Origin of the sequence: Deinococcus multiflagellatus, from assembly GCF_020166415.1 — a bacterium.
Classification (GTDB): Bacteria; Deinococcota; Deinococci; order Deinococcales; family Deinococcaceae; genus Deinococcus; species Deinococcus multiflagellatus.
In genome coordinates this window covers 1-22,094 of sequence record NZ_JAIQXV010000024.1, presented here as the reverse complement: position 1 = coordinate 22,094, position 22,094 = coordinate 1, and the positions used below count along the sequence as shown (strand labels likewise).

The window sequence follows — 22,094 nt, the reverse complement described above, 5'->3', positions numbered from 1 at the left end:
TCCGCACCGGCAGCAGAGGCCAGGGGAAGACTCCTCTGGCCTCTGCTGCTGTTCAGGTCAACAGGGGGCCGAAGGGGACGCTTCCGTGGGTGGGCGTCGGCGTGACGGACAGACTGGCGGTGACCGCCAGGATGAGGCTCAACAGCGCCACTTCCAGTGACAGCAGGGCGTCCACGCGGCCCTGACGCGCCAGGCGTCGCCGGAGCAGGCCCGCCACCCCCAGCGTCACGCCAACGAACACCAGTTTCAGCAGCAGCAGCCGGCCGTAACGGCTGTCCAGCGTGGGCACGCCGCCAGCATGTTCCCAGGTGGCCACTATGCCCGTCACGGCCAGCACCAGCACACAGGCCGTGGCCACCGGTGCAAAGCGGGTCAGGGCTGCCAGACGGCCGTCCGGCCAGGCCACCAACGTCAGCACGCCGCCAAGCCAGACGGCCATTGCGCCGCCATGCGCCGCGTGGAGAAGCCGAACGCTGGGACCATGGCCAGCACCGTGCCCCAGTCCGCCCACCCTCGGCCGGCTCGGCCGGCCCGCTGGCTCCAGAATGCCCCGCATGCGCGGCTGCGCCTGGGGTGGCCAGGGCCAGAGGCTCGCGTCCCAGGTACACGAAGGCGCCGAGGACACACAGGACACTCAGCAGCCAGCGCATCTGGGCCTGGGCCATCTGTTGCGCCGTTACCTGGACCGGCTCACTGTGCGGCCCCGCTGATGGTGATCAGGGTGTTGGGACCCTGCTGCACGGCCGTGTAGTGCAGCTCGGCCGGTACGGCGCGGCCCATAAAGGCCGAGTAGTGGGTGGCTTCCCGCAGTTCGTCGTCCAGCAGAATAAAACCTTTGTCTCGCAGGACCTGGGCCGCGACCAGCGGCTGCCAGCCGGACACCAGGTACTGCTCAACCCGGCTCTCCCCAGCCCGGACTTCCCGGCGGTAACTCTGGCTGTCCGGACAGGTGGGGCTCAGGCCGACGGGGAGCGGTGCCAGACCGTTCCACAGCGTACCAGGCGTCTCAATGCAGTACAGCGGCGAGCGCCAGCGCAGGCTGTCCGCCAGCCACCACCCGGTGGGCACGCTGACCAGCGCGCCGCCCAGGAGGGCGAGCGCCAGCGTCCGCCGCTGCCCCTTACTCGGTCGCGTGATCCAGGGCATTACGGATGGTGGTCGTGACATGGTGATCGAGGAGCCGGTAATAGGCAATGCGGCCTTCCTTGCGGAACGTGACGATGCGGCCGGTGCGCAGGAGGCGCAGCTGATGACTAACGGCACTCTCGCTGATGCCCACCACCGCTGCCAGATCACACACGCACAGCTCAGTCGTCTTCAGCGCACTCAGAATCTTGAGCCGGGTGGGGTCCGCCATCAGTTTCAAAAAGGCGGCTGCGTCCTCAATGCAGACGTCCTCCGGTTGGTGGGTGCGCGCCAGTTGGACGGCCTCCGGATGCAGACAGGTCACTTCGCACACGTCGTCTTGAGAGGCGGTTCTCATCACGTCAGTGTAGAGGCTGGTCAAGACACCTGCTGTCACTGCATCACCGTCCGCACGTCCGCCGCAATCCGGTCCGTGAGGTTGAGCTGCGTGTAATCCCACACCACTCGCCGGTTGCCCTCTTTGTCAACCAGATAGACACCGGTCGTGTGATTCACGTCGTAGCGGTCGGGCGCCGTGACATTCGAATACTCAAACCCGACGCCCCAGGCGGCTGCCGCCTGGCGCAGCGGCGTTTTGGGGATCACCAGACCGCGGGCGTCTGGGCTGAAGTAGCGGACGTATGAGCGCAGTTCCGCTGGCGTGTCCCGCCCAGGATCAACCGTAACGAGCAAACTCACAAAATCTGTGCGCTGCCGCTCTGGGAGTGTCTGCCGCACCCGTTCCAGGGCCGCCAGGGTGGTGGGGCAGATATTTGGGCAGTTCAGGAAGCCGAAAAAGACGGCCACCGTTTTGCCTTTGAAATCAGCCAGGGCCAGGGGACGACCGTCGTCACCGGTCCCGGCCAGGGGCGGGGCCGCGGTGCCGGGCGGATAGGCCGTACCGAGGAGGGCCTGCGGGTTGCGCAGCCGGGTGTACAGCAGCGCCAGGGACAGCAGGGCCGCCACCGCCAGCAGCGCCAGGGTCAGCGAGCGCTGCCAGGACCGGGGGGCCTGTGCGAGGGGCAGGGAGTCAGACGTCATGGTGTGTCCTTCAACATGGGGGAATTAAGGGTGAAGATGGGTGTTGGCCGTGCGGTGGGCCCCGGGCACCTCAAGCTGCACCGTGACGTGCTCAATGCCGTGCCGGCTGGCCACTTCGCTGATCCGGGCGTGCAGGTCGGCAGGTGGGGCCGGACTGACCAGATGCGCCGTGAGGCTGTGCTCGCCGCTGCTGACGCTCCACACATGCAGGTCGTGTACGTCCGTCACGCCTGGCAGGGCGGCGAGTTCAGATCGCAGCGCGCTGAGGTCCAGACCGTCCGGCACCCCTTCCATCAGGACATTCACGCTCGCCTTGAGCAGCTGCCAGGTTCTCGGCAACACCCACAGGCCGATCAACGCCCCGAGCACCGGATCAATCCAGGTCTGGCCGGTGAAGCGGATCAGGAGCGCGCCCACAATGACGGCCACTGACCCCAGCAGGTCACCCATGACTTCCAGGTAGGCCGACTTCATGTTCAGGCTGTCCCCACTGCCCTGCACCAGCAGGCGCGCACTGATGAGGTTGACCACAAGCCCCAGGGTGGCCACGATCAGCATCGGGGTGGTCTGCACCTCGACCGGGGCCTGCAGCCGTCCATACGCCTCGACGAGAATGTACAGCCCGATGGCGAACAGGGCCGCCGCATTCACCGTGGCCGCCAGAATCTCCGCGCGGCGGTACCCGAAGGTGCGGCGGCGATCAGCGGTCCGCTGGCCGATCTTCAGCGCGAACAGCGACAGCGCCAGGGCCATCACGTCGGTGAGCATGTGGCCTGCATCTGAGAGCAGGGCCAGGCTGCCGGAGAGCAGGCCATAGATGACCTCAACGACCAGGAAACTGCCGGTCAGGAGCAGCGCCAGCGTGAGCTGGCGGGCATTGGCAGCGGCGCCGTGGCTGTGGCCGTGGTCACTCATGGTCCATCGTGTCCATTGAGTGGGACGGGGCGGTTGACGGAACGGTGACCTTGCGGCCCCCAAGCAACGCGTCGATGGCCAGGATTTCTGTGGTCTGGGCGCTCACCACCCGCTGTGCAAACGCCCGCACCTCCGGGCGGCGCACCGCGTTCAGAGCCGACGTGGCCATGGCCACGCCCCCCTGATGGTGCCGGCGCATGAGCAGCAGAAAGCGGGTCTCAGCGGTGGTCACCGGCAAGGTGTTCAGCGCGGCCTCTTCACCTGCTGGCGCCATGCCCATGGCCGAACGGTCCATGCCCTTCATGGGCGCCTCCCGCCCGGCCAGCGGCCGGCCCCAGGCCATCAGCCAGCCCTGCATCTGCCCGATCTGCGCCTGCTGGGTCAGCAGAATGTCCTGGGCCAGCAGGCGCACTTCGGGGTCGGCCGCGCGCCTCAGGAGGGTGACACTCATGTTCACGGCCTGGGCGTGGTGGGCCGCCATATCGCGGGCGAAGGCCACGTCCGCACTGGGCTCGCGGGGCGGCGCCGGCCAGGCGACGGCCAGACCGGCACCCAGAGCGGCGGTGGCCAGCGCCGCGCCTCCCCAGCGAATCAGACCGTGTCGTCGTACGCGCCGCTGCACGAGGCTCCAATCTCTGGTGCTTCACCGCCCTGCTCATAGGTCTGGACGAACGCTTTGATCCGGGGGTCCGAGGCGTCTTGCACCTCCAGTTGCTTGTTCCACGCACTGAGGACGATGGGGGCCTTTTGTGTCTCATGGGGCGAGAGCAGGGTGTAGGTGCGTCCATCCAGGGTCTCCCGGAGTTGCAGCACCTGGCTGGTGCTCAGGTTCGGCTGATACGAGACCCAGACTGCCCCGTGCTCCATGCTGTGCACCGCGTACTCGTCGTAGATGGGCCGCTCATAGACGCCGCAGTTTTGCCACGATGAGTTGTGTTCGCCTCCCGCCGGTGGGCGCTGCGCGTACTCCAGGCGGCCGGGCTTATGGGCGCCGCCCTCGAACTTGAAACTCTTGACGCCCTCAATCTCACCCCCGGTCTGATTACAGGCAGCGAGAAAGGCGGTGAGGGCCAGCAGCAGCAGTCGTTTCATAGGGTCTCCAGACGATGACATGAAGCGGGAATAGGGGCGTGGGGGCCATCAAGACAGAGGCTGCTTCCGCGCGTGGGCGGCGCGTCGGTCCTGACGCCAGGAGAGGATGAGCAAGGCGCCTGTCCCGGCACACACCAGCACGTCGGACAGGTTGAAGACAGGAAAGGGCTCTCTGGATACCGCTCTGGACACGGTGTCCAGGAGCGGTGACGTGAGGTAGTCCACCACGGCGCCCCGCATCAGACCGTCCAGGCCATTGCCCAGCGCGCCCGCCGCGATCAGGGCCAGCGGCCAGATCCAGCGGCGGGGCACGCGGCCCAGGCCCAGGGCGCCCACGAGGCCGAGGCCGACGAGCACCCGCAGCACGGCCAGAGGCGCGGCAAAGCCGCCCAGCAGGCCCCACGCCATGCCCGGATTCAGGGTGAAGCCCAGGTGAAGGACACCTGGAAGAAGTGGGCGATTCACCCCTGGCTCAAGGGTGGTGACGGCCCAGGCTTTCAGGAGGCCTTCGGCGACCAGGAGCGCCAGGACCAGGAGGAGGGGACGCCACTTCATGCGGTGCCCTTGAGCGCGGCGAGCAGGCCCGGGCGCTGCTGGTCCACCGTGCCGAAAAAGACCTGCTCGCCCACCACGGTGACGGGGGCGACCCGCACGTCGGTGACCTGGCGCAGCGCCGCCAGGGCGCCTGGGTCCTGGCGCAGATCCCGTTCGGTGTACGCGGCCCCGCAGCGGCTGAGCAGCCGCGCGACGGCGTGGCAGTCCGGGCAGTTGGGCACGGTGTAGAGGGTGATGGGCGCCTTTGCGGCCGTCACGCGGGCACCGCAGCGTCCGTGTGGGGAGCGGGAGTGGTCAGGGCGTCCTGGCCTTTCCAGCGCAGCAAGCGCAGGGCGTTGGCGGTGACCAGGGCAGTGGCGCCGGTGTCGGCCAGAATGGCCATCCAGAGGTTGGTGTAGCCGAGCAGGGTGGTGACGAGGAAAATGGCCTTGAGGCCCAGGGCGAAGGCGATATTGACCTTGATGTTGCCCATGGTGGCGCGCGACAGGGCCACCAGGTCGGCCACACCCGAGACCCGCTCACGCAAGAGGGCGGCGTCGGCGGTTTCCAGGGCCACGTCGGTGCCGCCCCCCATGGCGATGCCCACATCACTCTGGGCCAGGGCGGGCGCGTCGTTGATGCCGTCCCCGACCATCGCCACGCCGCCCTGCGCTTTGTAACTGGCGATGAGGCGCAGTTTGTCTTCGGGCAGCAACTCGGCCTGCACGTCCAGCCCCAGGTCCCGGCCGATGGCCTGCCCGGTGCGGGCGTTGTCGCCGGTGAGCATCACCGTTTGAATGCCCAGGTCCTTCAGGCGGGCCAGCGCGGCGCGGGCGTCGGGGCGGGGTTCGTCGCGGATGGCCAGGACGCCCAGAGGCGTGGCGCCCTCCAGCAGCACGACGGCGGTGCGGCCCTGCTCCTCGAAGGCGGTGATGGTGCTGAGGAGCGCCGGACTCAGGGGGGCGAGTTCTGCCGCGTGACGGGGGGAACTCACGCTCAGGGCGCGCCCCTCCACCGTGGCGCTCGCCCCTTTGCCCGGCAGGGCCTGCGCGCCCTGAGCGGCGGGGATGGTCACGCCCTCCTGCTGCGCGGCGGCGGTGATGGCCTTGGCCAGCGGGTGACTGCTGCCGGACTCCACCGCCGCCGCCAGGCGCAGGACCTCGGCCCGGCCCACCTGGTCGCCCACAATGTCAGTGACCCGGGGCCGGCCGGCGGTCAGGGTGCCCGTTTTGTCAAAGGCGATGGTCCTCACCGAACCGATGGTCTCCAGCGCGCCGCCGCCCTTGATCAGCAGGCCGCGCCGGGTCCCAGCGCTGATGGCGCTGGTGATGGAGGCGGGCACGCTCAGCACCAGGGCACAGGGGCAGCCGATCAGCAGCAGGCTGATGCCCTTGTAGAGCCAGTCATGCCAGAGTCCACCGAAGAACAGCGGCGGGACCAGAGCGACCAGGGCAGAGACCAGGACCACCCCAGGGGTGTAATACCGGCTGAAGCGGTCAATGAAGCGCGCGGTGGGGGCTTTGCTCCCCTCGGCTTCTTCCACCATGTGGATGATGCGCGCGATGGTGTTGTCGGCCGCCGCTTTGTCCACCCGGAGCTGTAGGGTGCCGTCGGTGTTGATGCTGCCGGCATAGACCGCGTCGCCGGGGCCTTTGACCACCGGCACACTTTCGCCGGTCACTGGGCTGTCATCCAGACTGGAGGTGCCGGTCAGGATGGTGCCGTCGGCCGGCACGCGCGCGCCCGGGTTGACCTGCACCGTCTGACCAACCTGCAAGGCGTCGGCCGGGACTTCCCGGGGCTGAGCGCCGTCCAGCAGCAGGGCGGTTTTCGGGGCCAGGGCCGCGAGGGCCTGAATGCCGGCGCGGGCCCGGCCAGCGGCCACGCCTTCAAGCAACTCGCCGACTGCGAAGAAAAAAACCACCACGGCGCCCTCAGCGGCTTCCCCGATGGCCACGGCGCCAATCGCCGCCAGGCTGACCAGCATGTTGATGCTGAAAGGATCACCCAGGCGCGCACTGGCAAGCGCTTTCTTCGCCAGCGGCCAGACGCCGAGCAGGGTGGCGGCGATGTAGCCCGCGGTCGACAGCGACGGCTGCACAAAGCCCAGCAGCCAGGCCAGCGCCAGCAGCGCGCCGGACACCACGACCAGCCGGCCCTGACCCGTGCGGTACCACGGTGTACCTGGGGGCGCGACCTCATGGGTGTGGCCAGCATGGTTGCCGTCAGGGTGGTTGTGGGGCTGAGAACCGGCCGGCGCGGCTGACCCGAGCAGGGCAGGCACGTAGCCCAGCGATTTGAGGTTCTTCTCCAGCAGGCCCCTGGGCGTCTGCCCTTCATCCAGGTGCAAGGTCAGGGTCTGCTTGGTAAAGCTGGTCTTCACGTCGCTGGTGCCGGGCAGCGTGGCCACCATGCGCTCGACCGTCTGCACGCAACTGGCGCAGTCCATACCCTCGACAAAGTAGGTCAGGTGGTCCGGATGATCGTTCCGGCTGGAGGAGGGGGTCATGGCCCTATGATAGCTGAGCTGTCACTCATATGTAAATCTACTCAGATATGAAGGTGATTTGACTTGGGGTTCATCGGGGCATGGGGGACTGGGGCGTACGTTCGGGGCTCAGGAGGCACCACGATGACTGAACAAGATCAGATCAGAGAGCACATGCCCGTTGTCTGCGCCGATGGCCAGCCCCACGGCCAGGTGGACCGTCTGGACGGCGAGTACATCAAACTCACCAAGGACGAGTCCGGCCAGCATCACTGGCTCCCGCTGAGCGCGGTGGATCACGTGGATGAGCATGTCCACCTCAACCTGAGCCACGCCCAGGTGCATCAGCAGTGGCTGGATGAAGACCCCCATCCCGAGCACAGGCAGTAAAAGGCTGGGCGGAGCGGCGACCCCTGATCAGGAGTCGCCGCTCTTTCTTGACCCTGTCTCCTGACGCACCTGAGCGAGATACGGGTCGGTTGCCGTGCCTGGCTCCCGCCCCGTCTGATGTGAACAACGGGTGCGCCAGATGAGCCCGGACCCTGGGGTCAGGAGCGGAATCCCCCAGCGCACCAAATTTAACCCTGCTGAGGTGGGCTGATATAGATTCGAATTGAATCGTTTCTAGGCGATTCAATCCAAGCGGAGTGATTGGAAGGAACTCAGGACGCTGAAATGGAAGCCAGAATCATCCAGCGCGAGGCCCAGACGGCAAGGCAGGCCGACCCCGGCTCGAAAACAAATGCTGGAAGGCACCATTATCGAACAGAAGGCCAGACTCGTCCCGAAGCGTCAGGTGCAGATTGCCCTGGGGAAAGGCTGCACGGGCAATGCGCGCCGTGTCTTCTGGAAGACACAGGAGATCGGGTGGACGCAACATGCTTGAGTGTGCCCCACCATCTGTCAGACTCACACCCAACGGCACCTCACTGAATAGAATAGATGGGTGACTACTCTGACTGCGCCCACGGTGCTGGACCAGCTCAAGGCGCTCGCCCAGGACACCCGCTACGATCTGGTGCGCCATCTCGCCCAGGGCGAACACTGTGTCTGCGACCTCGAAGCGCTGCTGAATCTGCCGCAGTCCAAAGTGTCGTACCACCTGGGCATTCTGAAAGAAGCGGGCCTCGTGACCGCCGAGCAGCGCGGCAAGAACATGTATTACGCGCTGCGCCGCGAGCCCCTGTTCTACATCGGTGGCCAGCTTCTCGCCGATCTCTTCCCAGATCACGGCACCTTGACACATCAACCGAAATCGGTGTGTTAACGTGGCCCCGTGCCCCGTGTCCTGATTCTCTGCACCCACAATTCCGCCCGCTCCCAAATGGCCGAAGCCCTCACCCGTGACGCGGCCCGGCGCCTGGGCGTGGACCTGGAGGTGCATTCCGCCGGAACCGAAGCCACGCGGATCAAAGATGACGCTAAAACCGTGATGGCCGAACTGGGCATTGACCTGTCGATCCATATCAGCAAGACCCTCTGGGATGTGCCTGACGCACAGAACTTCGACTACGTCGTCACCGTTTGTGACAGTGCCGCTGAAGCGTGCCCGGTGTACCCCGGCAAAACCAACCGGCGTCACTACCCGTTCACGGACCCCAGTGGCGGCAGCCTGGACCGCTGGCGCACCGTACGCGACCAGCTCAAAGTCCAGTTCGATGCCTTCGTGCAGGCTCTGAACGATGGCCAGGACGCGCCCCCCACCTACGAAGACAGCCCTGCCGTGACGGTGGTCTGAGATGACGGTGCCTCTGTCCCGCGCTGTGACTGCTGAAGGCTTGGGCACCTTTGCCTTGGTGTTCTTCGGACCTGGTGCAGCCGTCGTTCAAGCGCAGACGGGGGCGTTAGGGCACTTGGGCGTGGCTGCTGTCTTCGGTCTCACGGTGACGGCGGTCATTGCCGCCCTGGCGCCGATCAGCGGCGCGCATATCAATCCGGCAGCCACGTTTGCGCTGACCTTGGCTGGAAAGTTTCCGAAAGCGCGCGTGCTGCCTTACGTGGTTGCCCAATTGATCGGGGCGACTCTGGCGGCCTTCGTCCTGCTCGCTCTGTTCGGCATGACGGGCAATCTGGGTGTCACCGTGCCGGCTGGCAGCGTTATGCAGGCGTTCGTTCTGGAACTGATCCTGACCTTCTTCCTGCTCCTGGTCGCCCTGCGGTCGGGATTGCCTTGGGTCGTCGGTGGCGTTGTGGCTCTGGAGGCCGCCATGGGTGGCCCCATCACGGGCGCGAGCATGAACCCCGCGCGCTCCTTTGGCCCGGCGCTGGCCAGCGGCATCTGGACTGCCCACTGGCTGTACTGGGTCGCTCCGCTTATCGGCGCTGCTCTGGCTGTCGCCGCGAACCACCTCCTGGCCCTTACAGAACCCATCGAAACCCAGCCCCGCACCGCTCAGGAATTCGTTCCGGAAGGAGAAGTCGCATGACCTACGCCCCCCGCCCCATCCGCGTGCTCTTCCTCTGCACCGGCAACACCGCCCGGTCCCAGATGGCCCAGGTGCTGCTTGAACACCACGGGGGCGACCGGTATCAGGTCACCTCTGCTGGCCTGGAACCGGGTGAGGTGAACCCCCTCACGGTGCAGGTCCTCAAAGAGCAGGGCTTTCCAACGGAGCACCTCCAGGCCAAGGGTGTGCGCCCCCTGATCGCGGAGCACTTCACCTACGTGATCACCGTCTGCGACCGTGCAGAAGCAAATTGCCCGATCTTCCCGAACGCGACCTACCGATTGTCGTGGGCGTTCGATGATCCAGCTGCGGCCACAGGCACTGAAGACGAGCGCCTGCAGGTGTTCCGCCGCGTGCGGGATGAGATTGACGCCCGCGTGCAGGCCTGGGTCGCGGAGCGCGCATGAAGATTGCCGTCTTTGGCGACGTGCACGGCAACCGCTTTGCGCTGGAGGCCGTCGCGCAGGACATCAAGGCCCACCAGCCGGACGCCTGGGTCAACCTGGGGGATCAGCTGTTCGGCGGCGCGGACCCCGCTGGCGCGTGGCAGCTCCAGCAGCACCTGAAGGCCGAGTACGGTGTCCTGGAGGTGCGGGGCAACACCGACGAGCGGCTGGGCCAGCCGTTGACCGACACCACCGAGAAGCGCGAGATGCTGGCCTGGCTCCATGAGCAGCTCCCCGAAAGCGCTGGAGCGTACGTGGCTGGCCTGCCCACCTCCGTCTCCTTGGCCGACGGTCAAGTCCTGGCCGCCCACGGGACCCCAGACTCCGCCTGGACCTACCTGCTGCGCGACGGCAACGCCTGGGCACATGACGACTTGGTGCAGGAACGGCTGAGCAACACCGGGAATGCCCGCGTCGTCATCGTGGGCCACTCCCACCTGGAACATCTTCGCCAGATTGGTGCCTTGACCGTGGTGAACGCGGGTGCGGTCTCCCGGCAGAAAGACGGCTCGCCCCTCGCCCGCTGGGTGCTGCTGGAGGGTGAAGGGGGCGCATGGAACGTCACCTTCCGGCGTGTGCCCTACAACATTGAGGCGGCGGCTCAATGGGCTGAGCAACACGCGTATCACGGCGCAAAAGAAGCGGCGCAGCTCCGCAACGGAAAGGACTCAAAATGACCCAGCACTACGACGTGGTTATCGTCGGCGGCGGCCCCGCCGGCCTGACCGCTGCGATCTACACCGGCCGCGCCAGCCTGAGTACCCTGATTCTGGAAAAAGGTCTGCCCGGCGGCCAGATCGCCCAGACCGAGGAAGTCGAGAACTACCCCGGCTTTCCCGAACCCATCAGCGGCATGGAGCTGGCCAGCCGCATGCAGCAGCAGGCCGAGAAGTTCGGCGGCGTCATTGAAATGGACGAGGTGCAGGCCATTGTCCGCAGTGACGATGATCAGGCGCACGAGTACCCCTTTACAGTCACCGGCTACAGCGGCACCTACCGCGCCAAGGCCGTGATTCTGGCCACGGGCGCCAACCCCAAGCGCCTGTACGTGCCCGGAGAAGAGCACTTCTGGGGCAAGGGTGTGAGCACCTGCGCCACCTGCGACGGCTTCTTTTACCGGGGCAAGAAGGTGGTCGTGGTGGGCGGCGGCGACGCGGCCGTGGAAGAAGGCCTGTTCCTGACCAAGTTTGCCGCCGAGGTCACCCTGATTCATCGCCGCGACTCGCTGCGCGCCAACAAGGTGGCCCAGGCCCGCGCGTTTGCCAACCACAAGATGAAGTTCATCTGGGACACGGCAGTCGAGGAGATTCAGGGCGACGACACCGTGACGGGCGTGCGCCTGAAGAACCTCAAGACCGGCGAAGTGCAGGACATGGCGACCGACGGCGTGTTCATCTTTATCGGGCACGTGCCGAACACCGGGTTCGTGCAGGACACTGTGAAGCTGCGTCCCGACGGCTACGTGGACGTGACCGACGAGATTTACACCAGCGTGCCCATGCTGTTTGCGGCCGGGGACGTCAGCGACTACATCTACCGCCAGCTGGGCACCAGCGTGGGCGCCGGCACCCGCGCCGCCATGAGCGCCGAGCGCGCCCTGGCCGCCCTGGAAGTCGAAGCCGAGACCGCCGCCGACTGATCAGGCGTCTGGCGTATCTCCTTCCTCAAGTTGGAAGTCTTTGAAGAAGGGAATGCGTTTCTCGGGGTCGGCTCGAATGCGCCTGAGGTCAAGGCGTCCAGTCGGCGTCTCAAGGAATTGGATATCGCCACGGGCTGTCAGTTCGCCGGGCGCCGCAGGTTCGATATACAAAATGGGAAGATGGTGGATGGCGTCGCCGCGTTCTGCAAGAGCCACAAGATCTCGGAGATGAACGATGTCCGGGGTTATCAGTTCGGCGTGGTGCCGTGAGGGGACGAAGGCCTCCCAGGCTTGCTGTCGTGGTTCGGCAAAGGGATCGGTGGATGGACGGGGCATGCCGAAAACACGCTCCCGAGTGACCGTCACCTGACTCTCTTCCAGCACATCCCATTCACCAGTCTCAAAGTTGGCGTAGGCCAGTTGCCGCTGACGCTCCAAGACCAGGTAATGCTGGGGATAGATATATTTGAGCTTGAAGACGCCCCATTCCGGCGCTGATTGAAATGCCTCGATATCGGGAATCACTGGATAGTCTTTAGAGCCAGCATCCACGAGAAGAATGTCCTTATTGATGTCCCACCGCTCGGTTTCAAAGGCATTCTGAATGCGCTTGCGTTAAGCCAGGAGACTGCGAAGTTTGGTCTGACGGGTCCGTTTCTTGACCTGCAAACTGATCCCAAAATACGCAAACAGCAGGTGATCATTCTTGGGTTGGAACAACATGTCCTCCAGCTCGGCCTTGCCCCAGATCTGGAACTCCTGCACACCTGTCCCGATCAGGGCCAAGCGGAAGGCGTCATAGGCTTTCTTGCTGAAGTCACAGGCGGCCGCGAGGATGAAGCCGTACGGGACGTCCGGGCCCTGCACGCTCTCCTCGACATAGCGCTTCACCTGCGTGGGCCCGATGCGTTTCTCGCGTTTGCATTGAATGATCCATAGCCGCCCAGCGGCTACGGGGGGCGGCAGATCTTCCTCGTCTGTCTCCTCAGTCGGGGACATGCGGTTCTGCTCGAACGCGCGGATGTCGATGCCATCATCCGCGCCGCCCCGCCCCGTCGCCTCGATGCTGGCCCAGGGCCGGTACTCGTAGGCGAGTTGGCGCACCAGATCCTCAAAGCGGTGGGGCTCCAGGTCCTCAAAGTGCAGGGGGTTCAATGTTCGGGTGGTGCGGGCCATGCGGTATTCCACCACAGGCCGCCACAGTTCAGAGCAGCTTCTCGACGATCACCACGTCTTTCCAGATCCCCTCCAACCGGCCATGCTTCTCATAGGTGCCCACCTCACGGAAGCCCAGTGAGACCAGCAACGTTCGGCTCGCGGTGTTCTCCGGGAAGACCCTGGAGAGCAGTTTCCAGTACCCGGTATCCTGGGCGGCAGCGATCAGGGCCTGCATGGCGGCCTTCCCGGCGCCAGTGCCCCGCGCGGCGCGGTCCACGTACACACTGAACTCGGCAATGCCGGCGTAGCAGTCGCGGGGCCGATAGAGGCTGGTGCTGGCGAACGCGGTGACCTGTCCATTCCGTTCCACCACGATGATCGGATGGGTTCCGTCAAACCAGCTCTGGATGTCTGCAGCGGTGCGGGGCCGGGTCTCAAAGGTGCTGCTGCGGTCTTCGATGCCCTGGGTGTAAATGCGGGCGATGTCGGCGGCGTCGGCCGGGGTGGCGGGGCGGGGGCAGTGCAGGGTCATAGGGCCTCCAGGTCGTTGACGTTGACAATGACTTCCCTTCAGAAGTACGGTTTCTGTAGATCGTTGTCAAGTGCAACGAAAGGAGCGAGGATGACCCAGGACCCCAGCGACCTGCTGCGCCGCATCACCCGGCTGCACACCAGCCTCCAGCAGCACACCGCGCAGTGCTGCGGCCTTCATAGCCTGACCCGCTGCCAGATCCTCACCATCCTCGGCCGGGCCGGGCCCCTGACGCTCGCCACTCTCGGCCGCCAGTTGGGCGCCGACAAAGCCTGGATGAGCCGCAACGTGGATGAACTGGTTCGGGAGGGCCTGATCGACAAGCAACCAGGGCAGACCGACCGGCGGGTCGTGGTGCTCACCCTGACGCAGGAAGGTCAGGCGCAGGTCCGCCGCCTGAATACAGAACTGGGCCACCAGTCTGCTCGCCTGCTGGGGCGTATCCCACCCAATGAGCAGGCCAGTGTGCTGCGGGCCCTGGAACTGCTGGCCGACGCGCTGGAGGCCGAATGCGCCTGTGCCGCTGAGGATGGGGGACCATGCGCGGCCTCGTGACCTTCCGTGAAGCCACGGCGACCGATCTGCCGGTGGTTGAAAACCTTCTGATCGCGGCTGATCTGTCTCTGGCGGGTGTGCAGCCCCATTTCCCTGACTTCGTGCTAGCGGTACAGGGGAACGAGGTGCTGGGGGTGGCAGGCCTGGAACGGTACGGCCCTCACGGGTTGCTGCGCTCGGTGGCGGTGCGCGCCGATCAACAGGGGAGGGGTCTGGGACAGGCCTTAACGCGGGAGATGATCGAGCGGGCGACGGCGGCGGGGCTGGAGACCCTGGCACTGCTCACCACCACCGCAGCAGCCTTCTTTCCCAAGCTCGGCTTTACGCCGGTCACGCGCGACAAGCTCCCAGCCGCCCTCCAGGCGTCGTCTCAGCTTCAAGGGGGATGTCCTGCCTCCGCTGTGGTCCTGCACCTGGCGCTCCCTCAAGGGGGCCTGTCATGACCACGCGACTGGATGTGCTGGTCATCGGGGCGGGGCAGGCTGGCCTGGCCACGGCGTACCACCTGCAGGGTCACGGTCTGCGGTTCCAGGTGCTGGAAGCCGGTCAAAGGCCAGTGGGGGCGTGGCCGCAGCATTACGCGAGCCTGAAGCTGTTTTCCCCGGCCCGGCATGCCTCACTGCCCGGCTGGCCTTTTTCTGGAGACCCAGAGCGATATCCCACGCGGAATGAGGTCGTGGCCTACTTAGAGGCCTATGCCGCCCATTTCCAGTTTCCCATCGTGACCGGGGCCGAGGTGGCGCAGGTGCTGCCTGATGGGGAAGAGTTTCGGGTCCTGAGTGCGGATGGGCGCATCTTCTGTGCACGTGCCGTCGTGGCCGCCACAGGTACCTTTCGCCGCCCGTTCATGCCCGAGGTTCCAGGCAGAGAGACGTTTGGGGGGCAAGTGCTGCACTCGCTGGCGTACCAGGAACCGTCGCCCTTCGTGGGGCAGCGGGTGTTGGTGGTGGGCGCGGGAAACTCGGCGGTGCAGATCGCGGTGGAACTGACTGAAGTCGCCCGCGTCACCCTGGCCAACCGGACGCGGGTGCAGTTCACGCCGCAGCGGCCTCTGGGACGTGACGTGCATGACTGGATCACCTGGGCGCGGGTGGATCAGCTGACCTTAGGACACCTCCGGCGGCTGCCGTCCCCCCGGCATGTCTTCGATCCAGGTGTCTACCGTGCCGCCTTCCGCCGGGGAAAACTGGACGAGCGGCGGATGTTCACGCGCTTCACGGCCGGTGGTGTCGTGTGGCCGGATGGTCAGGAAGAGCGGGTGGATGCAGTGATCTTTGCCACCGGGTACCGGGCGAATCTGGACTTCCTGCGCGGCACGGGGGCGCTGGACCGGCAGGGCGAACCGGTGCAGCGGCTGGGGGTGAGCCGCACGGTGAGTGGCCTGTACTTCGTGGGGCTGAGTGGACAGCGGGCGCTCGCGTCAGCGACGTTGCGCGGTGCGGGGCAGGACGCAGCCGTGGTGGTGCGGCATCTGGTGAGGTAAGGCAGAGGTGCATCACTCTCCCATTGACATTCTTCTATGCGTTCTGTAGATTACATCCATGGACTTCGATGGAACAGCAACTGTGTTCAAAGCGTTAGGGGACGTGCACCGTCTCCGGGCTCTGCACTTCCTGGCGACCGTGGACGCCGGCTGCTGCTCCACCGGGCAGGGCGTCTGTACCTGCGACGTCCAGCAGCTGCTCGGCCTGACCCAGCCCACCACCAGCCACCACATGAAGCTGCTCGTGGAGGCTGGTCTGGTCGAGTCCGAGAAGCGCGGCAAATGGACGTACTACACCCTCAGTGCGCAGGGCATGTTCATCGCCCGCACCGCCCTGGAGACCTTGCTCGCCGCGGTGCCCCAGCCCCAGAAGGAGGCCGTATGAACCCCATCACGCTCGAATTCCTGGCCCGCGAACATCACCAGCACCTCCTCCGGGAAGCGGGGCGGCAGCGCTGCGCGCATCTGGCTCAGCCGTTCAAGTGGCCTCAACTGCCCAAATTCGTTACACCAGCCGCCCCAACCTGCACCACCTGCTGATTTTTTTGCCTTAACGCATCGAAGAACATCGATAAGGAGACCTGCCATGACCCAGACCTTGACTGCCCCCATCCCCGGCCTGAGCGAACACACCAACACCGAAGCACTGATCGCTACGCTGCGGACCTTGCCCCAGCGGCCGCTGCAATTCCATCTCCACGGCGAAGTCCTGGTGCCCGCTGGATACCACGTCACGGAAGTCAAAGCCGTGACCATCGAAGCGATGGACTGCGGCGGTAAAGCCAACGCCTGGCGTGAGACGATCATTCAACTGATGGATGGCAGTGCGGAAGAGGCCAAGGCCGGATTCATGACGAACCGGAAATTCCTGGCCATCTATGACCGCGTGGTGAAGCATATTCCGGTGCGTGCGGAAGCCGAAGTGCGCTTTGAGTACGGGAACACCACCACCCCGGCGATGCAGTACCACGTGACGCACGTTGATATTGCGTCTGAACAGATCACGGTGCACCTGCGGACCCCTGGCGTGCAGTGCAAGGCGGGTGACAGCTGCGGTGCACCGGCCGAGGCGACGGCCGATGGCTGCTCACCGGACTCCGGCTGCTGCGCCCCTCAGGCTCCCATTTCGCTGGGCTGATGATGGCCCCCTCAGCGTCCACGCGTCCGGTCGTGTGGACGCTGGCACTTTTATGCACGGTGAGTTACGGCGCGCTGTATTACGCCCAGCCACTGCTGGCGGTCGCCACGGAACAGGCTTACGGCTGGACCCGGGTGCAGACCAGCCTGGCGTTCACCGGCGCGCTGCTGGTGAGCGCATGTCTGGCCCCGACAGTGGGCCGCGGGCTGGACCGCCAGGGTGGACGTCGGCTCCTGAGTGGGGGTGCCCTGAGTGGCGCCGTGGCCTTTCTTCTGCTGAGCCTGACGGACCACTACCTGCTGTTCCTGTTGGGGTGGCTGCTCGCTGGGCTCGCCATGACCCTGACTTTCTACGAGGCGGTGTTCACCGTCTTGGGGCAGCAGGTCTCAGAGGCCTTCCGGACCCGGGCCACCCTCACGGTCACCTTGGTCGCTGGACTGGCCAGCACGATCTTCGTGCCGCTCACGACGGTGTTGTTGCAGGGTGCAGGGCTTCGGGTCACCCTGCTGGGATTGGCTGGCCTGCTGCTGGTCATGGCGGCGCTGGTGTGGCGGGTGATCCCAGAGCATGGCCAGGCCAGGAGGGTGCGAAGCCCTGCGTCGTTCACGCCTGACCCCGCCGCCCTGCAGTTGGCCGCCGGGCTGACGCTGGCCCGGATCGTCACGGTGGGCGTGGGCCTGCAACTCGCGCCGCTGCTCCTGGCATCGGGCTACAGCCCGGGAGAGGCCGCCGCATTGACTGGACTGCTGGGCCTGAGTGCCCTGCCCGGACGGGTGCTGTTCATTCCCTGTGTGAAGTGGGTGGGACCGGCGCCGCTGACCGTGGGGCTGCTGGGTGGGTTGGCCCTCGGGGCATGGCTGCTGCTGAGTGTGCACAGTGGGGTGAAGGTCACAGGCGTGGTGCTGTTCGGGCTGGCCAGTGGGGCCCTGACGCTGGCCCGGTCCGAGTTGCTGGTCCGCGGGTATCCGGCGGGCGTGTACGGGGCGGTGAACGGGTGGCTGGCCCGGCCCGTCAATCTGGCGCAGGCGCTGACGCCGCTGATGATGGGCAGCCTGTTCACCTGGACCTCAGGGTATGGCTTGTCCTTGATGCTGTTGGGCGCTCTGGGGTGCATCGCGTGTTGGTTCGTCGGCCGCGCCGCCGCAAGGAACGGGACACAACATGGAGTCGCCGAAGCTGGCCTCCTGGAATAAACCGACGGACTCCGTATCAGCCGTGCGGCGCTGCCGTGTCGCGACGCCACCGAGTTGTCATTATCGCGCTCACTCTGGCCCGCTTTGACCTGATCGCGCACCTCGCGCCGCATCTGAATGCTCAAGGCGTCGCCGCTCTCGGTGATGGGCAGGCCGGTGCACGTTGGACAGCGCAGCCCTGCCCCGATCTGGCGAGCCTGCGCTTCCTGTGCGGGCGTGAGGGCTGCCGCAACCGGCAGCGTGACGCTGGTCAGGAGCGCGGCGGCGGTTCGCCTCACGGCCATTTGATGCCAATGCGGCTCAACCCTTCACTCAGCCGGGCTGCGGTGAGTCCGCCCCGGTCTGCACTGCGGACAACGCCCTGCCGGTCGATGAAAAACGTCTCCGGAACACCGCTGACCCCATAATTGATGGCCGTGCGGGCGCCCGGATCAATCAAGCTGGGGTAGGCCAGGGCGTACTCCCGAATGAAGTTCCGGGCATTTTGCAACGCTGGCTCCTGAAACGAGATCCCCAAAACGGCGAGACCCTGGTCACTCTGCGTTTCACTCAGCGAACGCAGCAGCGGCGCTTCGTCGCGGCATGGCACACACCAGGAAGCCCAGAAATTCACCACGACGGGGCGGCCCTTCAGGCTGGCCAGCTGAACGTCGCCGCCGTCCAGGCTGCGCAGGGTAAACGCGGGGGCGGGCTTGCCCAGCAGGGGGCTTCCGGCCAGGCCCGAACGGCCCGGGCGCAGCAAGGCGGCCATCAGGGCAGTCACCAGCACGGCCGCCACCACCGGCGGCAGCCAGCGGCGCCAATTGGCCAGCGCCCTACCCGACATGTCGCTTCTCCTGACAAGGCCCACAACGCCTCCTCAAACATATGTCTGCAAATATATTCATACATACATCCTATGACGGGTGTGTGCGGCGGCCAAGGACAGCTGCCTCTGGGAGGGGTCAAGCGACAGCCCAAGTCAGACAGATTCCGTCTGTAACGCCTCCACCTCGGCACAGAACCGAGGTGCCAACTCCACGCCCGAAACCCGTTTCTCTCCCTCTCGCACCGCTCGGATTTCACCGTTTTGGCAAACGATTCAGGTCGGAGTCGGTATCAGCCAGCGCTGGCGGGCCCACACCAGCCCCAGGACGGTGCCGGCCAGAAGGGGCACCCAGTCACCCCAGCGAACAAACAGGGTGCGGGTTTCAGCCAGGCCGTACGGCGCGGTGAAGGCGCCCGCCACACCACGGGGAAAGCGGGCGATCACCTGGCCCTGCGGATTGACGGCCGCGCTGATGCCGTCGTTGCCGGCCCGCACCCACCAGCGCCGGGTCTCGATGGCGCGCACGCGGCCCATCTGGAAATGCTGCTCCGCGCCCGTTGACGGGCCAAACCAGGCGTCGTTTGACGCCGTCACCAGCAGATTAGCCCCCTGGGTCACCAGGGCGCGGGCCACCGCTGGAAAGGTGGATTCGTAACAGATCAGGATGCCGGCCCGGAGGGTGCCCAGGGCCAGGGGCTGCGTGGTGGTGCCGGGCACGGTGCCGGTCAAGGGCGGGAGGCCCAGCCCCGCGAACACCACGCGGTACACACCGTCCAGGGCGGCGCGGGCCGGAAAAAATTCCCCGAAGGGCACCAGGCGCCGTTTGTCCTGGCGGCCCACAGCCTGTCCCGCCTGCACCGCGTACACGCTGTTGCGCAGGCCGGCGTCCTGGGTGGGGGCACCCAGGAGCAAGGGCACCGGCACGGCGGTGAGCGCGCGGCGGACAGGCGCCGTGGTGGGGGCCTGCGGCGCCGCCGTCTCCGGCCAGACGACCAGGGTGGCGGGCGCGGCGCGCAGGCCAGCGGCCGTCAGATTCAGGTAGTGCGTCAGTTCTTCCGTGCGGCAACCCGCTGCTTTCAGCCGGGGATCAATGTTGCCCTGGACCAGCAGGACCTGCTGTGTGCCTTCAGGTGGGGATGGGCGGGTCAGCCCGTAGCCCGCGGCCAGCAGCACCGCTCCCAGCACTGCGCTTCGTCCCGACCGCCCCGACACCAGGGCGGCCGCACTCAAAGCCACCAGCAGCCCCACCAGGGCAATCCCCCCCAGGTCCGCCACCTGCACCAGGGGCGTCGGCGCCCAGGCGTAACCCAGGCTGCCCCAGGTGAACCCGAATGGGCCGGTGGCGCGCAGCGCGTCCATCACAGTCCAGGCCAGGGGCAAGCCCCACAGCGTCGCGGGCCCCAGGAGCCGGCGGGTCAGGGCGGCGGTGAGCCCCCACAGGCTGGCCAGCGTGGCGATCAGCAGGGCACTCAGGATGACCGCACCCGGACCCAGGAAGCCCGAAAGGCTGCTGGGCAGCCACAACAGGTGGGCGGCGAAGAACCCGGCGCCGAAGAGCCAGGTGAGTTTGAACGTGTCGGCGGGGGTGCGCCGCGTGATCTCACGGAAGAGCAGGGCCAGGGGCAAGGGGGCAAGCCAGCTCAGGGCCGAGACGAGAAACACCAGACCGAGCACGCCACCCAGCGCCGCCCAAGCAACATCGGAACGCCAGAGACAGCGAACTGGGGCGGGCCAGGAACGCATCCTCTCTCCTTTCACATCTGTTCAGATTTAAAAAAGACCGTACGGGTTCACGGGAATGCCCGCCTGATACACGCGGAAATCCAGATGAGGACCGGTGCTGTTGCCGGTGCTGCCCACGCGCGCAATGACCTGTCCCGTGGCCACCTGCTGGCCCGGGCGCACCAGATTGACGCTGTTGTGACTGTATCGGGTGGTCAGGCCGCCGGCATGCTCCAGCACGACCGTCCAGCCCCATCCGTTGCGGGCATCAAAGACCGCGCTCTTGACGGAGCCGGCCATGGCCGCGCGGATGGGCGTGCCGGTCGGGGCCGCCAGATCCAGGCCACCATGCTGGGCATTAAAAGGCGTGGTCAGGCGGCCCTGAACGGGCGGCACCGCGCTGACACGCACCGAGGCGGCGCGGACGGTCACCCCAGGTGTTGAAGCCGGCCGGGTGGGCAGCGTCAGCTTCTGGCCAACCCGGAGCTGGTTGGCACGCACACCTGGATTGACCTGGAGCAGGACCGTGACCGTGGTGCCGTGGCGCGCCGCGAGGTTGGACAGGGTGTCGCCCGCTTTGACGGTGATGCTGGCGGCCGAAGCCAGAGAGATCAAGGCAGCCGCCATGAGCGCCGCGCCAAACATGTGAATGCGCATAAGACGGCGTGAATGTATCAAGTGTCTCGGACCAAAGGATGAGCAGGGATTCATAGATCACACGCATGGAAGTGGCTGTTGCTTTGGCTGCTTCGCTCCACAGCCCGTGGGCTAGCGTGCAGCCGTTCATGAGACGAGGCCCCAGTTGGGGCTTCGTCTCTGCGCAGCTTGTCGGGACCTCAGCCGTTACCCCAATCCCTGCTGAATGGCCGCTTCCAGCGCCTGTACGCTGAGCTGCTCAAGCCGCTGGCCATTGACGAAGAAGGTAGGCGTGCCACTGACCCCGAGGGCCAGCCCGTCTAGCCGGTCGCGTTCGACCAGGTCCCGAACCTCTGTTGAATCCAGGCTGCGCTGCACCTGCCCGCGATCAAGCCCCAGATTTGCGGCGTAGTCCAGAAACTTGCTCGTCTGTGGGGTCTGCTGCTCGCCCCACTCGCTTTGCTTGGTGAACAGGTAGTCCCGGGCGCGCCAACGTTTGGCTTCATCTTCCTGGGCGGCGGCCTCAATCAGACCCGCGGCGAGGACGGAATGACTTGCAGCGGAAAATAGCGCGCGACCAGACGCACCTGACCGTCGTACTTCTCCAGCAGCCTCATCAGATCCGGTTCTATCGCCCGGCAGGCTTCGCATTCCGGGTCGAAGAATTCCACGATGGTGACGTTGGCGTCAGTCGGGCCCAGGGCCGGACTGTCGGCGCGGATGAGGCGTTCACGGGCGTCGGCGGGCAGGGCGGCCTGTGGGGCCGCGCGGTTGGCGAGGCTCAGGACCAGCACTGTGGCCAGGACGGCGAGCGCGCCCAGGACCAGCAGGAGGACGGGGGCCTTTTTGATGGATGGGGTCATGATTGACCTCGGGGTGGGGAGAGCAGCAGACTGAGGGTGATGACGGTGAAGGCCGTCAGGCTGAGCAGCGGAATCGTGATGAACCCCAGCCATTCGAGTTGCCGGGCCGTGCAGGACACGCCTGCCGCGCACTGGGTCAGGCCCTCGGGAATGACCCCGTAGTACAGCAGGTTGTGGTATGCGGCAATCAGTAGCCCCGTGACCGAGAGCGGCAGACTGTAGGCGCGCAGGCGCGTGTCCTGCGTGAGCAGACTGACCAGCAGCACGAAGACAAGCGGG

General features: G+C 66.1%; 30 protein-coding genes and 3 pseudogenes. 14 read left to right on the top strand and 19 right to left on the bottom strand.

Going from position 1 to position 22,094, the window contains the following annotated elements:
- Positions 1–52: 52 nt before the first annotated feature.
- The 10 genes from K7W41_RS20610 to K7W41_RS20565 all read right to left on the bottom strand — a co-directional run bounded on the left by K7W41_RS20610 (position 53) and on the right by K7W41_RS20565 (position 7,216).
- Complete coding sequence (locus tag K7W41_RS20610) at positions 53–439, bottom strand: CopD family protein (RefSeq protein WP_221090910.1); 387 nt, start codon at positions 437–439, stop codon at positions 53–55.
- A gap of 251 nt (positions 440–690) precedes the next feature.
- Entirely contained in the window at positions 691–1,146 is a 456-nt protein-coding gene (locus K7W41_RS20605) for a hypothetical protein (protein WP_224612205.1), read from the bottom strand.
- Positions 1,121–1,483: an ArsR/SmtB family transcription factor gene (locus K7W41_RS20600; RefSeq protein WP_107139510.1), complete on the bottom strand. Its 363-nt coding sequence runs from the start codon at positions 1,481–1,483 to the stop codon at positions 1,121–1,123. The genes K7W41_RS20605 and K7W41_RS20600 overlap by 26 nt, the downstream gene beginning before the upstream one ends.
- A gap of 35 nt (positions 1,484–1,518) precedes the next feature.
- Positions 1,519–2,166 carry an SCO family protein gene (locus K7W41_RS20595; RefSeq protein ID WP_107139494.1) on the bottom strand — a complete coding sequence of 216 codons (648 nt, stop codon included), beginning with the start codon at positions 2,164–2,166 and terminating at the stop codon, positions 1,519–1,521.
- A gap of 24 nt (positions 2,167–2,190) precedes the next feature.
- The gene (locus K7W41_RS20590; protein WP_224612203.1) at positions 2,191–3,081 is read right to left on the bottom strand and encodes a cation diffusion facilitator family transporter; all 891 of its coding nucleotides are present in this window, start codon (positions 3,079–3,081) and stop codon (positions 2,191–2,193) included.
- Complete coding sequence (locus tag K7W41_RS20585) at positions 3,074–3,703, bottom strand: DUF305 domain-containing protein (protein ID WP_224612201.1); 630 nt, start codon at positions 3,701–3,703, stop codon at positions 3,074–3,076. Before K7W41_RS20585 ends, K7W41_RS20590 begins: the two co-directional genes overlap by 8 nt.
- Positions 3,673–4,173: a DUF3105 domain-containing protein gene (locus K7W41_RS20580; protein ID WP_224612200.1), complete on the bottom strand. Its 501-nt coding sequence runs from the start codon at positions 4,171–4,173 to the stop codon at positions 3,673–3,675. Before K7W41_RS20580 ends, K7W41_RS20585 begins: the two co-directional genes overlap by 31 nt.
- A 48-nt stretch (positions 4,174–4,221) precedes the next feature.
- Positions 4,222–4,728, bottom strand: a complete 507-nt coding sequence (locus tag K7W41_RS20575; protein ID WP_224612199.1) for a signal peptidase II — start codon at positions 4,726–4,728, stop codon at positions 4,222–4,224.
- Positions 4,725–4,985, bottom strand: coding sequence for a glutaredoxin family protein (locus K7W41_RS20570; protein ID WP_058979688.1), 261 nt, complete (start codon positions 4,983–4,985; stop codon positions 4,725–4,727). Before K7W41_RS20570 ends, K7W41_RS20575 begins: the two co-directional genes overlap by 4 nt.
- Complete coding sequence (locus tag K7W41_RS20565) at positions 4,982–7,216, bottom strand: heavy metal translocating P-type ATPase (RefSeq protein ID WP_224612198.1); 2,235 nt, start codon at positions 7,214–7,216, stop codon at positions 4,982–4,984. Before K7W41_RS20565 ends, K7W41_RS20570 begins: the two co-directional genes overlap by 4 nt.
- Positions 7,217–7,339: 123 nt before the next feature.
- Between K7W41_RS20565 and K7W41_RS20560 the strand changes: the two genes are divergently transcribed.
- From K7W41_RS20560 to trxB, 7 genes are all read left to right on the top strand, one after another.
- Positions 7,340–7,585, top strand: a complete 246-nt coding sequence (locus K7W41_RS20560) for a DUF2171 domain-containing protein (RefSeq protein WP_224612197.1) — start codon at positions 7,340–7,342, stop codon at positions 7,583–7,585.
- A gap of 556 nt (positions 7,586–8,141) precedes the next feature.
- Positions 8,142–8,462, top strand: coding sequence for an ArsR/SmtB family transcription factor (locus tag K7W41_RS20555; RefSeq protein WP_224612196.1), 321 nt, complete (start codon positions 8,142–8,144; stop codon positions 8,460–8,462).
- A gap of 9 nt (positions 8,463–8,471) precedes the next feature.
- Positions 8,472–8,933, top strand: a complete 462-nt coding sequence (locus K7W41_RS20550; protein WP_224612195.1) for an arsenate reductase ArsC — start codon at positions 8,472–8,474, stop codon at positions 8,931–8,933.
- A gap of 1 nt (position 8,934) precedes the next feature.
- Positions 8,935–9,621, top strand: coding sequence for an MIP/aquaporin family protein (locus K7W41_RS20545; protein ID WP_224612194.1), 687 nt, complete (start codon positions 8,935–8,937; stop codon positions 9,619–9,621).
- The gene (locus tag K7W41_RS20540; RefSeq protein ID WP_224612193.1) at positions 9,618–10,049 is read left to right on the top strand and encodes an arsenate reductase ArsC; all 432 of its coding nucleotides are present in this window, start codon (positions 9,618–9,620) and stop codon (positions 10,047–10,049) included. The genes K7W41_RS20545 and K7W41_RS20540 overlap by 4 nt, the downstream gene beginning before the upstream one ends.
- Positions 10,046–10,765 (top strand): metallophosphoesterase family protein, encoded by a 720-nt coding sequence (locus tag K7W41_RS20535; protein WP_224612192.1) that lies wholly within the window; start codon positions 10,046–10,048, stop codon positions 10,763–10,765. Before K7W41_RS20540 ends, K7W41_RS20535 begins: the two co-directional genes overlap by 4 nt.
- Complete coding sequence (trxB, locus tag K7W41_RS20530) at positions 10,762–11,727, top strand: thioredoxin-disulfide reductase (RefSeq protein WP_224612190.1); 966 nt, start codon at positions 10,762–10,764, stop codon at positions 11,725–11,727. Before K7W41_RS20535 ends, trxB begins: the two co-directional genes overlap by 4 nt.
- On the opposite strand, the gene K7W41_RS20525 is transcribed toward trxB, so the two are convergent.
- The 3 genes from K7W41_RS20525 to K7W41_RS20515 all read right to left on the bottom strand — a co-directional run bounded on the left by K7W41_RS20525 (position 11,728) and on the right by K7W41_RS20515 (position 13,417).
- Entirely contained in the window at positions 11,728–12,252 is a 525-nt protein-coding gene (locus tag K7W41_RS20525) for a hypothetical protein (protein ID WP_224612188.1), read from the bottom strand.
- 90 nt (positions 12,253–12,342) lie between these two features.
- Entirely contained in the window at positions 12,343–12,903 is a 561-nt protein-coding gene (locus K7W41_RS20520) for a restriction endonuclease (protein ID WP_224612185.1), read from the bottom strand.
- 28 nt (positions 12,904–12,931) lie between these two features.
- Complete coding sequence (locus K7W41_RS20515) at positions 12,932–13,417, bottom strand: arsinothricin resistance N-acetyltransferase ArsN1 family A (RefSeq protein ID WP_224612184.1); 486 nt, start codon at positions 13,415–13,417, stop codon at positions 12,932–12,934.
- A gap of 90 nt (positions 13,418–13,507) precedes the next feature.
- Here K7W41_RS20515 and K7W41_RS20510 point away from each other — a divergent pair, with 90 nt between their 5' ends.
- From K7W41_RS20510 to K7W41_RS20480, 7 genes are read left to right on the top strand one after another with little or no spacing between them, the layout of a single operon-like run.
- Complete coding sequence (locus K7W41_RS20510) at positions 13,508–13,972, top strand: MarR family winged helix-turn-helix transcriptional regulator (protein ID WP_224612183.1); 465 nt, start codon at positions 13,508–13,510, stop codon at positions 13,970–13,972.
- Positions 13,969–14,415, top strand: coding sequence for an arsenic resistance N-acetyltransferase ArsN2 (gene arsN2 / locus K7W41_RS20505; RefSeq protein ID WP_224612182.1), 447 nt, complete (start codon positions 13,969–13,971; stop codon positions 14,413–14,415). The genes K7W41_RS20510 and arsN2 overlap by 4 nt, the downstream gene beginning before the upstream one ends.
- On the top strand, positions 14,412–15,455 hold the full coding sequence (locus tag K7W41_RS20500; protein ID WP_224612181.1) for an FAD-dependent oxidoreductase: 1,044 nt from the start codon (positions 14,412–14,414) through the stop codon (positions 15,453–15,455). Before arsN2 ends, K7W41_RS20500 begins: the two co-directional genes overlap by 4 nt.
- Positions 15,456–15,513: 58 nt before the next feature.
- Positions 15,514–15,840, top strand: a complete 327-nt coding sequence (locus tag K7W41_RS20495; RefSeq protein ID WP_224612180.1) for an ArsR/SmtB family transcription factor — start codon at positions 15,514–15,516, stop codon at positions 15,838–15,840.
- Positions 15,837–15,995: a hypothetical protein gene (locus K7W41_RS20490; protein WP_224612179.1), complete on the top strand. Its 159-nt coding sequence runs from the start codon at positions 15,837–15,839 to the stop codon at positions 15,993–15,995. The genes K7W41_RS20495 and K7W41_RS20490 overlap by 4 nt, the downstream gene beginning before the upstream one ends.
- A gap of 46 nt (positions 15,996–16,041) precedes the next feature.
- Positions 16,042–16,593, top strand: coding sequence for a DUF6428 family protein (locus K7W41_RS20485; protein ID WP_224612178.1), 552 nt, complete (start codon positions 16,042–16,044; stop codon positions 16,591–16,593).
- On the top strand, positions 16,593–17,786 hold the full coding sequence (locus K7W41_RS20480; protein WP_224612177.1) for an MFS transporter: 1,194 nt from the start codon (positions 16,593–16,595) through the stop codon (positions 17,784–17,786). Before K7W41_RS20485 ends, K7W41_RS20480 begins: the two co-directional genes overlap by 1 nt.
- A 41-nt stretch (positions 17,787–17,827) precedes the next feature.
- Here K7W41_RS20480 and K7W41_RS20475 read toward each other — a convergent pair.
- The 6 genes and pseudogenes from K7W41_RS20475 to K7W41_RS20450 form a co-directional block, all read right to left on the bottom strand.
- A pseudogene (locus K7W41_RS20475) lies at positions 17,828–18,070 on the bottom strand (cytochrome c-type biogenesis protein CcmH); the annotation flags it as partial.
- Complete coding sequence (locus K7W41_RS20470; protein WP_224612176.1) at positions 18,061–18,612, bottom strand: TlpA family protein disulfide reductase; 552 nt, start codon at positions 18,610–18,612, stop codon at positions 18,061–18,063. The pseudogene K7W41_RS20475 and the gene K7W41_RS20470, both read right to left, overlap by 10 nt.
- 255 nt (positions 18,613–18,867) lie before the next feature.
- Complete coding sequence (lnt, locus tag K7W41_RS20465) at positions 18,868–20,337, bottom strand: apolipoprotein N-acyltransferase (RefSeq protein ID WP_224612174.1); 1,470 nt, start codon at positions 20,335–20,337, stop codon at positions 18,868–18,870.
- 27 nt (positions 20,338–20,364) lie between these two features.
- Positions 20,365–20,973: a M23 family metallopeptidase gene (locus K7W41_RS20460; protein ID WP_224612172.1), complete on the bottom strand. Its 609-nt coding sequence runs from the start codon at positions 20,971–20,973 to the stop codon at positions 20,365–20,367.
- A gap of 186 nt (positions 20,974–21,159) precedes the next feature.
- Positions 21,160–21,815: pseudogene (locus K7W41_RS20455) on the bottom strand (DsbA family protein).
- Positions 21,812–22,094, bottom strand: a pseudogene (locus K7W41_RS20450) (hypothetical protein); the annotation flags it as partial. The pseudogenes K7W41_RS20450 and K7W41_RS20455, both read right to left, overlap by 4 nt.